Raw genomic sequence first — 13,310 nt, 5'->3', positions numbered from 1 at the left:
ATGGATGTATATGTAGCGGCATCCATCCAAGAAGGTATGGAACTGTCGCGCAAACTATAATCAAGTACAGGGTTCGCGCCGCCGACATTACCTGCCGTTACCGTATAACCGTCACCATTGAAGGTGCCGTTGCCGGTTGCGCCAGCTACCCAGTCGGGACCGCTGTCGCTAGAGACTACTGAAGGACCAGCTGCATTCAGTCGATAATGATAGGCATTAGCTACAGGTGAATTTTCTGTGCTTTCAAATCTCCATTTTATGCTATCCGAACCATCATTTGCGGCAACAATAACATTACCATCTGCCAATGTTTTTAAATACATTGAAGTTCTTTTATTAACGATATAGTAAGAATCTTCACCTGCATCTATGACCTCCCACAATTGCGCATCAGAACCATTTCCATCATACTGCCAAACATTACTACCAGTCATTGGGCCGAAACCTGCAACATCTAAAAATCTACCACTATGAATAGCCTTAAATTCATAATAACCTACAGCAGCATTATCGAATTGAAATTGTTGCCATTCTTCTTCTTGATAACCTTGGCTAACAATATTCACAGTATTACCAATACCACCATTAATTGCCTGAAGTGAATTATTTGTAAAAACATTTACTAGACGATAAACTCCAGAATTTGGAGGATTTACAGAAGGAATAAGACTATTGATCCAGTTTTCTAATAAGATAATACCTTCTTCATCTACTTGATTTTTAGCTAAAGGCGGCATCATTATACCCGGTTGAATACTGGCGGTACGGTGATAAATTATCGATTTTAATGCTTCACCTTCAAATAATATTTTCTCCTCTGAGTCTATATTTAGAGATTCATTTACACCTGCTGTCAACAATCCTGTTTGTGATAATGTTCGATTAAGACGTAAATCAAAATTTGCTCTATTATCTGTATCTGGATTATGGCAATAAGCACAATTTAAATCTAAATATGATCTTGCCCTATCTTCTAAATTACTATTCAAGTCTTTTATAGAGGTATGGGTTATATATTCCCAAGTTTCAGTATCTGTAATAGACTGATCTAATATACCTAAAGAGCTTAACGTCACCAATTGATTACCAATTGCACCCCCTAGTTCACTATAATCATAATTTTTATTTAAATATCTAGTTCGAGGACCTAAGGTTCCATCACTGGAAGGATTATGACAACTTAAACATTCTCCTTCTGAAGGAAAATGCCAATCAACTTGTCGCGTTGAACCGTTGGCATCAGTAACAGAAATACTTTCATCAAAGCCACTATCTACTAAATAAGCTTCTGACTGTTGGTCATTCCAATTATAAGTCAGAAAATAAAAATTACCATCTGTATTTTTAATAGAAAATCTAGTTTCTACTTTTCTGGTTATGCTAGGATTTCTCTCATCTATAGGATAGTCAAAATGTTTGATGAGTACTGTACCAATTGGAAAATTCCAATTACCATTTTCAGAAAAGTTGATTTTTTCTGATGCAGTATTGTGTACCCCATCATTAGGTATTGCCATCCATCTACTTTTAATAGCACCATCAGAAAAGAAAGAATCTATTAAATCATATGGGATAAAACCTTCGCGAACCTCTAAATTAGATACATCTCCAATAAATACACCAGTTTCTGTTAAGGTTTGTGGAGCAGATTCTATAAGTGATTTAGATTTCATCTTATACAACTTAACATCTTCGCCCTGTTTTAAAAGATAAAGTTCACCATCTTTATCTTGTCCAAAAGAAACAATATTAGTTGGTGCAAAGTTGCCTAAAAGTTCATAATTACCATTACTTGTATCAACCGCCCAAATTTCACTACCAACACCGTAATCAGCACAAATATATTTACCTGTTAATTCTGGTATTGCATTACCCCGATATACATAGCCACCAATAATGGCATTAGCATCTGTTCTTGGAAAAGAAACTAAAGGTCTTGTATGTTGCATGTTATTATATAATGCAGGCAAACAAGTATACTTAGGACCGGAAAATCCTTCGTAAAGAGGCCATCCATAATTTTTACCAGAAGAAAGTACATTTATCTCTTCATGACTGTCTTCGCCAACCTCACCAATATAAAATATACCGGTTTGGCTATCTTTAGTTAATCGATGTGGATTACGATGACCCATAGAGAAGTATTCACCAAATATATTACCGCTCTCATTTACAAATGGATTATCATTTGGTATAGTATAATGCACACCTGAAGACTCATCAGAATTACCAGCATCAACACCTAAAACATGTGAAGGCACATGACTTCTAGAGAGATCCATATCTACATCTAACCGAAGTACACCACCATCTAGATTTTCTGTAATTTGTTGTGCATTGATATATGCTGCTTGATCACCCGTAGAGACATATAAATAACCATCATTACCGAATTCCATACCGCCACCCCTATGGGTAGTATTGAACATTCGCCTTTTAATTAAAGTTGCCCTACTATTAGCTACAAACTGCATAGATATAGCATCAACCTCGAATTTCTCTAACACCAAATAATTGCCGTGAAACCTTTCTAAGCCACAAGAGAAGGACAATGGCCCTTCTAAAGTTTTATCACTAGACTGTGTGGTGTAATAAACATACATGAAATTTTTACCCGTACCAGCACCAAATTGTGGATGAATGCTTAAACCTAAAAAACCGCCATCCCATACTTTACCACCTACTTCAGAAGACAAGTCGACTAATAAACTTTTTTGGGCTACGTTCTCATTATCATCAAACCAGAAGACTTTTCCATCTCGTTGGCCAACTACAATATTATTAGAATTAGGTACCACATTAAAGTTTAAAGGAGTATCAAAATCTAAATTTAAGAATGCGACATCGTATGGTTCTGAACCTGTTGGTAAAGGGTCAAAATTAGTATCTAAAACTAAGTTAAAAGATTTAACTTCTGTTAGACCTGGTCCAAAAAATAAGGGAACGAAACTTGTTAGTAAAACAAATGTGATCGATAGTAAAATTATACCCCTGTAATTCTTTTTCATAGCAGTGAAGACCTTTAATAATTATAGGGGAATTCAAAATTATGCTATTTTCTGTCACTTAAATTTAAGAAGTTAAATAATCGTTAAACGACAAATTATTTACGACTAATGGCACATTAGAATATGTAGAAATCAACAAATAAGCTTATAACTATTTCATCTACAAACAACTAAAATACATTGGTAATACAAGAAAGATAGAGAAATAGCCTTTTTACTACATCATTTTATCTTAAAGATTACCTTAAACTTTTTTTGACCCCTTTTGAACGAATATTTTTAATAGTGGGAGAATTCATTTCTTTATTTGTTACGGCGTAATTTTGCGCTTCAAATATTATGAAATGAAAATTGACCTGCGAAAATCAGCATTTTTAAAATTTCTAGTAGTTGGTGGTTTTGGAACCATCATCAATATTAGCTGTTATACTATTTTTGTAAAATATGGAATACACTTTATAATAGCATCGCTACTAGCGTTTGTAATTGCTGTTACCAGCAACTATTATTTTAATTCTATTTGGACCTTTAAAAATAGAGCTGTACATAAAACAAAGCTCAAAAAATACTTTGAATTCATAAGTATAAGCAGCCTTAATTTAGTAACTAACTTAATTATACTATCAATCTCACTTTGGTTTTTAAATAAAAACATAAGCTTTGGTGACTTTCTATCGAATAATTTGAGTTTTTTACTTGAAGGTGATGCCGTTTTTTATAACAAAATAGTATCTCAAGTTATCGGAATTGGATTTGCTACAGTTCTAAATTATTTAGGTAATAAATTTATAACTTTCAAAGAAGATACCCAGAACACATTCATAAAGCCCTAGATCATGAAAAATAAAGTTTTAATCATTGTACCGACTTACAACGAAATAGATAACATACCTGTTATCTTAAAACAAATATATGCTCAAGAAGAATTTATAGATCAAAATAAAAAAATTCATGTCTTAGTTGTTGATGACAATTCGCCAGACGGAACAGCAGATTTAGTAAAAAAGCTACAATCGGAGCTTTACAGTGACAAACTATATCTTTTACAACGTGAAGGCAAACAAGGGTTAGGTACTGCTTATATAGCTGGTTTTAAATGGGCCATAAGCAATAATTATGACTATGTATTTGAAATGGATGCAGATTTGTCGCATAACCCTAAATATTTACCTGACTTTCTTGAAAAAATAAAAACCTCTGATCTGGTTCTTGGCACCAGATATATGAAAGGTGGCGGTGTTGTAAATTGGGGAAAGCATAGAATTCTAATTAGTAAAGGAGGAAATCTATATTCTAAGGTAATTTTAGGTTTACCGTTTAGAGATTTAACAGGAGGCTATAAATGTTTTTCAGTTGAAGTTTTAAAGACCATAGACTTAGACTCTATTATCTCTAACGGATATGCTTTTCAAATCGAATTAACTTATAGAGCATACTTAAGAGGATTTAAAATAAGTGAAACACCGATTATATTCCACGATCGTGTGGCAGGAAAGTCTAAGCTATCTAACAATGTTTTCACCGAAGCTGTTAAGAATATAATACTACTAAGGTTAAGAAAAAACTCCCTATTAAAAGAGTTTAATAACCTTTCAAAATCATACAGCGCAGTAGAGTCTGTAAAAGGATAATTAAAATTAGAAATTATTAAACTTGTATTGCCTCAATAATTATTGAAGGAGAATAAAAAGGTTTGGTACTAATTTATAAATCCTCTTTTACCATGTAATCATGGTGAAGGAGGATTTTAACTTTTTACAAAATTAGCTTAGCGTATGTTGTATAGAGACTTTACTTTTCTAAACCGTTAAGCCTATAAAGCATGAACCTATGAATTTCTTCTTCATAGTATTGATTTTTCTCCATTACCAATGTATAATTTGCCTCTAACAGTTCGTTAGTATAAGGTTTGTCTGTATTAGCCCGTAATACTACAAAATCAATTTCTTTGTTTCTTACATACGAATTAAGCGCATCTACATCAAAAGGGTATACATCATAATCAAAGTTATGTTTCATGTAATAAAAGGTAGTAGGTTCAATATTAGCCGTATTATAAACACCCATATCAAGAAACATATAATTCAATAACGTTGGATTGTTATACTCTTTTATATAATCTGCAAATTGATATTGAAATAAATCAGCTTTATTATAATCACGCATATACGAATTATGGTGCCTAAAATTCATTATTATACATAAAATTACAATAGTACCTACTGCAAAATAGTTTGCCTTACTTTGAATTATACTTAACAGATTACTTGGCATTAATTTCAAAACAAATAAAATGCCCAAGAATATAAAGGGTGTGAATATTTGAAAATAATAATCTAATCGAATTCCGCCTCCATAAACTGATAGAAAAAGAAAAACGAAGGGTACTAAAATACCCAACTTTACCATTTTGCTTGATTCCGCTTTTTTAGTAATCGTGAATCCAGCAAGACCCACAAGAAATAAAATACCAAACACCGGATTCTGCCTAAAATACACAAGTATAATTTTACCAATTATGGTTACTAGATTCATTAACATTCCGCTAGAACTAGCATAGTATTTTATATTCGTTATAAAATACACATCAATAAAGTTGGAAAGACCGCCTACAGAATAAAAATATATGAACCATGGTATACCTGATAACACCATTCCTAAAAGAAATACCAAACTTGCCTGAAAAGCTCTAAATATTTTTTTATCGATAAGCAATGTGAAAAGTACAACTAACATCCACCCGAACCAAAAGCCAATCATAGAGTACTTAATCCAAATTACTGATCCGGCCAATATGCCATTAACCAACAACATTTTAAATGACATCAAACTCCTATTACCTTCTTTTAGATGTCTTATTAAATAAAATAAACTTGCTCCGAGTAACGGGATACAATATTCTTCAGCACTATCACCATGAACAAAATTAGTTACATTAACCATGAAGAATGCCAATAAAATAGTTGACAGGTTGGATAACTGCGGATTGAAGTACAATCTAAATATTCTTCTTCCAAAAAACAGGAAAAATGCAAACGCAATAACTTCCATCAGATAAATTCCAATAAATGTATTATGAGATATTAAAGAGCCTACACCATGAATTAAATATAATGTGGGTCCTTTCTGTTCAAATATATCTTTATATACCACTTTACCATCCATCATACTCTTACCGACCGTAAAAATAGCGTTGGCATCTACCCAATCATTGAGTGGATATATTGGCGACGATTTAGAAGCAAATAACAAGAATAAACCAGCAATTAATACCGTAAAGCTGAATGCCTTAAAGAAATCATTTTTGATATTCATAAACTATTATAAAAAGTAAAAGTGACTATATTACGAGATATAGCCACTTTTATTGTGTTAATTTAAGAATTATATTATTTATTAATAACCAACCTTTTAGAAATTGGTTCTTGACTTGTCATAACCAATGTTATCACATACACTTCATTATTGAAAATTGCAGTTGAAATTCTATACTTATTATCTTCTGCTATTTCTTCTGGCATATATCTCCTTATTAATCTACCACTCATATCATGCACCGTTAAACCAATTACATCGTCCATGTTAAAGTCTCCTGAAAAAGAAACTTCTACAAAATCAACAGATGGGTTTGGTGATAATACCACTTCGAAATCATCATTTTCAAGAACGGTATTATCATTTAACACTTGTAATGATATACTAATCTCATCAGTTAAACCACCATTATCCGTAACAATAAGGGTAATAGTATAAGTACCAGGCCCCGTGAACGTATAAGCTGGATTAACTTCTTCAGAAGTACCACCGTCACCAAAACTCCAAGCATAAGAAACTATTTCTATATCATCACTAGATTGATCACCAGTAAATGTAATTTCCTGTAAAGCTTCACCAACTTCAACACTGGAAGTTAAAACAGCAACAGGAGCTAAATTAACACCACCCGTAACCGTAATTTCTATTGTTGATGTTCCGGTCAACCCTTCGCTATCCGTTACAATTAAAGTTGCAATGAATGTACCTGGCGTATTATAAATATACGTAGGATTTGCATCTGTTGATGTTTCACCATCACCAAAGTCCCATGCATATGAAACAATATCATTTACACCTGTTGATTGATTTCCAATAAACGACACCACTAACGGTGCTTCTCCACTAGTAACATCAGCTGAAGCTACAGCTGTAGGATTTTCAACCGCAACACCACCAACGGTAATCTCAATAGTAGATGCTCCTGTTAATCCTTCACTATCCGTAACTATTAATATAGCATCAAAAGTACCCGGAGTATTATAAGTATATGATGGGTTTGCCTCTGTCGATGTATCACCATTACCAAAATCCCAAGCGTATGAAACAATATCATTTACACCTGTTGATTGATCTCCTGTAAATGAAACAAACAAAGGAGCATCTCCACTAGTAGCATCAGCTGAAGCCACAGCTGTAGGATTATCTCCAACAACATCATCAACAGTAATCTCAATAGAAGATGTCCCTGTTAACCCTTCACTATCCGTAACTATTAATGTTGCCTCAAAAGTACCCGGAGTATCATAAGTATATGTTGGGTTTGCCTCTGTTGAGGTATCACCATTACCAAAATCCCAAGCATATGAAACAATATCATTAACACCTGCAGATTGATCACCGGTAAACTGAACCTCTAAAGGCGCTTCACCCTGTGTCACACTAGCTGAGGCAACGGCAACAGGAGTTTCGTCTACTGTTACTATAATTTCAACAGTCGTTTCATCTTCCAAACCACCAGCATCAGTTACTACCATAGTAACTACATAAGTACCTTCTGTAGTAAATGTATACGTTGGGTTAGCCACTATTGACGTTTCTCCCATTTCAAATGTCCACAAATAGGATACTACACCTACATCATCAGTTGACTGATCACCAGTAAATTGTACTTCTAAAGGTGCATCACCTGTCATAACATTAGAAGAAGCAACCGCAACTGGGGCTTGATTATCAGCTGTTACTGTAATATCAATTGACGTTGTACTCTGTAGCCCTTCTATATCGGTAACTGTTAATTCTACTGTATAGACACCTATATCATTAAAGGTATAAGTTGGATTTACATCTGCGGAAGTTTCACCTGGCTCAAACGTCCATAAGTAAGATTCAACCCCAACATCATCTGTAGACTGATCTCCAGTAAATACAACTTCTAGAGGAACAATACCACCTGCAACATTTGAAGATGCAACTGCCACCGGAGCTTGATTAGGCGCGGTAATAGTTATTTCTAATGTAGTTGTATCTTCTAAACCATCTGCATCGGTTACTGTTAAAGTAACATTATAAACTCCTGCAGAAGTATAGGTATAAACTGGGTTTGCAACTGCAGATATTTCCCCTGGCTCGAATGTCCATAAATAAGACGCAATACCTGTGTCATCTGTAGACAGATCACCAGTAAATGAAATATCAATAGTAGCTTCACCTCCATTCAAATCAGAAGATGCCACAGCAACAGGTGCTCCATTAACCGCAATTGTTATAGCATCGGCAACATCTGAATAACCGTCACCATCTTCAATTGTTAAAATAACATCGTATGAACCACCATCTTCAAATGTGTATTCTGGATTAGCTTCATTTGAAGTATCACCATTACCAAAATCCCATAGATAAGACACTATATCATTTTTGTCATCGGTAGAACCAGCACTAGAAAATTGTACTGTGAGGTCTTCATTACCTGTTAGGATATCTGCAGATGAAATTGCTACAGGAGCAAAACCTGTATTTAAAAACTGCCATCTATAAATATCACCACCATTATCTGCATCAATATAAACATTACCGTTTGCAGCTTCTGTCAAATAAAAACCACTCAATTTACTAATTATATGAAATGTATTATTACCTGCATCAACAATTTGCCATAACTGTGCATTTGAACCGTTGAAAGTATACTGCCAAATATTAGCACCTGCATCAGTATTTGAAAATTGCACATCTAAATATTGATCAGCCGTATGTAAAGTTCTTAGGGCATAATAACCATCCCCAACATCTTCCAACATAAATTCTTGGTAAGGTGACCCATCATAAGTGCCTGTTTCTAAATTCGTTTCTTGAATTAAACCTCCATTTGCAGCTCTTATGGTATTCTGCGTCTGCACGTTTACAAGCCTGTACTCACCAACTATTGGAGCACCATTATCACCACCGTCATTGTCATAATTTAAACCTTGAACAGTAGTACCTAATCCTTCATAATTTGGATCATTAATAGGATTTACCACCAATACATCAATTACAAAATCTTGAACTCCGTCAGCAATAGCATCATCAACACCAGTTACTAAGACCGCTTGCGGTATATTCCAATTTGTAGCATCGAAAATTAATTGCGTTTGATCTATAGTGAATTCGTCACCACCAAGTACTACACTAAACTCTACAGTTACTTGACCAGTAGGTGCTGTATTTAAAGTAACATTAAAAGTATCAGTATCTAAATCTTCATCAACCACTACAACATCTTTACTAACATTTATACCTGCACTTGCTGGAGTACCAATTGGTAAGAATGTCCATTTAAAAATATCTGTATCTTCATTTACAACTACTTCAATATTACCATCAGGGGCTATTCTAAGATAGTTACCTGTAGATTTACTAATAATAAAATAGGTATCATCACCATCACCAGTATCCACTACTTCCCATAATTGAGCATTAGTGCCATTGAAGTCATATTGCCATACATTAACACCAACACCAGCTCCAATACCTGCTACATCCATTGCTTTCAAACTATGTTGTGCGATAAATGAATAGTAACCTACACCATCATAGTCAATTTCAAAATGCTCATTATCCGCATCTTGATAAGGACCTTGTTGAACATTAGCCTCATTATCTAAACTAGATGCCAAAACTTCTAAAGTTTGTCCGCTATTTTTATTTATAACTCTATAAATACCTGGATCTGGTGGCGCCACACCACCGCCGTCGTTATCAGAATTTACACCATCTAAAATTATTGTAGCACCAATATAATCAGCATCTATTGAATTCTCATTAGCTCTTATTTCTATCTGAAAATCTTGAGGACCATCAACATCTAAATCGTCTACCCCAGTAACGTCTACAGTTTGTGGAATGTTCCAAGTAGCATTGGTAAATATCAATACTGCATCAGATAACAAAATTTCATCTGCATTTAGAATAGCAGTTAAATCTAACTCAACATCGCCTGTTGGCTCAGCTCCCAAAGAAACCTGAAACTGTGCAATGTCTCCATCTTCACTTGTTGTAATAATATCAACATCAAGAACAATTTCTCTTTCTACAACAGCACCTATATCATCAAATCTCCATTTAAATATATCAGTACCATCATTATCTAAAACAGCTACATTACCACCTGTTTCAACACCTAAATATTTACCTGTACGAGAGTTAACAATATGAAATTCATCATTTCCAACCCCTAGTACTTCCCATTGTTGTGCATCACTACCATTACCGTCGTATTGCCAAACATTTACGTTTTGTGCAGCTCCAAAACCGGCTACGTCTAAGTACTTGTCACTGTGTACTGCGCGAAGCTCAAAGTAACCAGCATAAGCATTTTCTAATATAAAATGTTGACTGTCTACACCTTGATACCCACCTTGCAGTACATTTGCAGTGTTATTAGTACTACCACCAGCAACTTGTAAGGTTTGACCTGACTCTACATTAACTATTCTATATGTACCAGTATCAGGTGCTGGTAATGGGGCTACTAGACTATTAATCCAAGTTTGTAACATTGCTACGCCTTGTTCATCAACTCTATTTTTAGCCAATGGAGGCATAGCCTGTCCTGGAACAACACTATTTGTTCTATGCCAAAGTACCGATTTATTGGCATCGCCAGCAAAAACAATTTTTTCATCTGGAGTAATCCCTAAAGGCTCATTTACACCTGCGGTCAATAAGCCTGTTTGATTTAAGGTTTTAAACAATCTTAAATCAAAATCACCTCGATTATTGGTACCCTCTTGGTGACAATAAGCACAATTTAAATCTAAATAAGATCTTGCTTTATCATCTAAAGTTCCATTTATATCATTAATTGAAGTATGAGTTAATATACCAGGTGTATCAGTATCCGTAATAGTAGCGTCTAAAATACCTAGCTCACTAAGAGTTACTAATTGATTACCTACCACACCGCCTTTATCGGAATAGTCATAATCACTATTTAAATATCTTGAACGAGCACCAAGGGTACCTTGAGAGATATCATTATGACAAGTAACACATTCTCCATTATTTGGAAAATGCCATGTATCTGTTCTTGTACCACCACCAACTAAAGTTACTTGAACTGGCTCATCTAAACCATCTTCTTGTAAAACAGCATCGGTTTGGGCATCGTTCCAGTTATATGTAACAAAATAAAACTCACCATCACCACCTTTAATAGAAAATCTAGTTTCCATTCTTTTAACAACATTTGGATTATTCTCATCAATTGGATAATCAAAATGTTTAATCAAAACACTACCCACAGGAAATTCCCAAACACCATCTTCTGAATAAGCAATTTGTTCTGCTGCAGTATCATGTGTTCCATCATTTGGAATTGCCAACCATCTCTTTTTAAGAGCACCGTCGGACCAAAAAGGATCAATACCTTCGTAAGGTATAACACCATCTCTTACCGTTAAATTTATCATATCAGTAAAAATGCCGGTATCACTTAAATTTTGGGGAAGATTACTGTAATTTGTAGCCTCTGGGGATCTTAATTTATACAATTTAACACCAGCTCCTTGACTCAAAATATACAATTCGCCTTCTTTATCTTGACCCCAAGAAACCATGTTACCAGGAGCAAAATTTCCTAAAGAAGTATAAGTATTATTATTGGCGATATCAACCTTCCATATTTCACCACCTACACCATAATCACCACAGATATATGAACCCGTAAGATCATTATAATCTTGACCTCTATATACGTAACCACCAATAATTGCATTTGCCTCAGAACGAGGAAACTGCACTAGAGGTCCCGTATGAGCCATATTATTATACAACTCAGTTAAACATACATCTCCTGCATTTGTTCTTGGTGTGTAAGGAGCATTTGCTTCAAATAAAGGCCAACCATAATTTAAACCAGGAGCTGCAGGGTCTACAATATTTATCTCTTCATGACTATCTTCACCAACTTCACCAATATAAAATATACCTGTAGCACTATCTTTAGTCATTCTATGTGGATTTCTATGACCCAACGTAAAGTATTCTTCAAAAACTGCCCCTGATCCATCATTAAATGGGTTATCATTTGGTATAAAATAATTTACACCAGAAAATTCATCAGCCTCACCTGCTTGGTTTCCAAGAATACGAATCGGTTCATGACTTGTAGCACCTCCAATCATATCAACATCTAAACGTAAAACACCACCATCTAAATTCTCGTCTATTTGTTGTGCATTGATATATGCAGCTTGATCACCTGTTGTTACCCATAAGTAGCCATCATCACCAAACTCCATACCACCACCTCGGTGTGTAGTATTATATAGTTGACGCTGGATCATTGTTATTTTAGTATTTGGTACCGCCTCCATAGTGACTGGATTAACCTCGAATCTTTCTAAAACTAAATAGTTGCCATGAAATTTCTCTTCACCACAATAAAAACCCAGAGGTTCTTCTAACGTGGTGTCGTTAGATGCAGTACTATAATATACAAAGAAAAAATTGTGCACTCCATCTCCAAAATCTGGATGAATTGACAACCCTAAAAAACCGCCGTCCCATACTTGACCACCAACAACATTAGACAAATCAATCACCGAATTTTTTACCGTGGTATTATCTGCATCATCAAACCAAAAAACCTTTCCGTCCCTTTGACCTACAATAATTTTATTTTGCCCAGGGACAACATTAAAATTTAAAGGGGTATCGAAATCCAAATTAGGATAAGCAACAACATAAGGATCTTGTGTAAAACCTGTATTAGGGAATACGCCATCCAAATAATTACCAATAGGTTCTGCATCAGTTAAACCTGGGCCAAAAAACATAGGACCAAAACTCATACCTACCGCAGACATCACTACCACCAAGGTAGTTAGAGCAACATTTTTTTTGTTCTGTAACATATTCTTGTAAGAAACTTTCTTCATTTTAAAGACTTCTAGGTTAATTCAAGCTACAAAAAAAAGCAAATTAACCGTGTTCAAATATTAATATCGTTCAAAGGGGTTTATTTACGATATAGTTCAATTCTGCAAATTTACTTCAACCAAGAATCAA

5 protein-coding genes are annotated in these 13,310 nt (G+C 34.6%); 2 read left to right on the top strand and 3 right to left on the bottom strand.

Annotation, left to right across the window (positions count from 1 at the left end; translation table 11 throughout):
- Positions 1 to 3,008: PQQ-dependent sugar dehydrogenase (locus tag BUC31_RS20365; protein WP_170861974.1), on the bottom strand; the 3,008-nt coding region annotated here is incomplete at its 3' end.
- Positions 3,009 to 3,352: 344 nt separating this feature from the next.
- Here BUC31_RS20365 and BUC31_RS16385 point away from each other — a divergent pair.
- Positions 3,353 to 3,841 carry a GtrA family protein gene (locus BUC31_RS16385; protein WP_073246279.1) on the top strand — a complete coding sequence of 163 codons (489 nt, stop codon included), beginning with the start codon at positions 3,353 to 3,355 and terminating at the stop codon, positions 3,839 to 3,841.
- A 3-nt stretch (positions 3,842 to 3,844) separates the two neighbouring features.
- Positions 3,845 to 4,639: a polyprenol monophosphomannose synthase gene (locus BUC31_RS16380; protein ID WP_073246277.1), complete on the top strand. Its 795-nt coding sequence runs from the start codon at positions 3,845 to 3,847 to the stop codon at positions 4,637 to 4,639.
- Positions 4,640 to 4,799: 160 nt separating this feature from the next.
- Here the strand turns inward: BUC31_RS16380 and BUC31_RS16375 are convergent, their stop codons facing one another.
- Positions 4,800 to 6,323, bottom strand: a complete 1,524-nt coding sequence (locus tag BUC31_RS16375; RefSeq protein ID WP_073246275.1) for a glycosyltransferase family 39 protein — start codon at positions 6,321 to 6,323, stop codon at positions 4,800 to 4,802.
- 74 nt (positions 6,324 to 6,397) lie between these two features.
- The gene (locus tag BUC31_RS16370) at positions 6,398 to 13,180 is read right to left on the bottom strand and encodes a PKD domain-containing protein (protein WP_073246273.1); all 6,783 of its coding nucleotides are present in this window, start codon (positions 13,178 to 13,180) and stop codon (positions 6,398 to 6,400) included.
- Between the last annotated feature and the right edge of the window lie 130 nt (positions 13,181 to 13,310).

Origin of the sequence: Maribacter aquivivus (assembly GCF_900142175.1) — a bacterium.
Taxonomy (GTDB): Bacteria; Bacteroidota; Bacteroidia; order Flavobacteriales; family Flavobacteriaceae; genus Maribacter; species Maribacter aquivivus.
Note: the sequence above shows the minus strand (reverse complement) of the source record. Positions and strands in the feature narration are given on the sequence as shown.

What these genes read in the sequence shown, in the direction of transcription:
- BUC31_RS16370 (WP_073246273.1), bottom strand. Translation starts at nt 13,180, where the DNA reads ATGAAGAAAGTTTCTTACAAGAATATGTTACAGAACAAAAAAAATGTT.
- BUC31_RS16380 (WP_073246277.1), top strand. Translation starts at nt 3,845, where the DNA reads ATGAAAAATAAAGTTTTAATCATTGTACCGACTTACAACGAAATAGAT.
- BUC31_RS16385 (WP_073246279.1), top strand. Translation starts at nt 3,353, where the DNA reads ATGAAAATTGACCTGCGAAAATCAGCATTTTTAAAATTTCTAGTAGTT.
- BUC31_RS16375 (WP_073246275.1), bottom strand. Translation starts at nt 6,323, where the DNA reads ATGAATATCAAAAATGATTTCTTTAAGGCATTCAGCTTTACGGTATTA.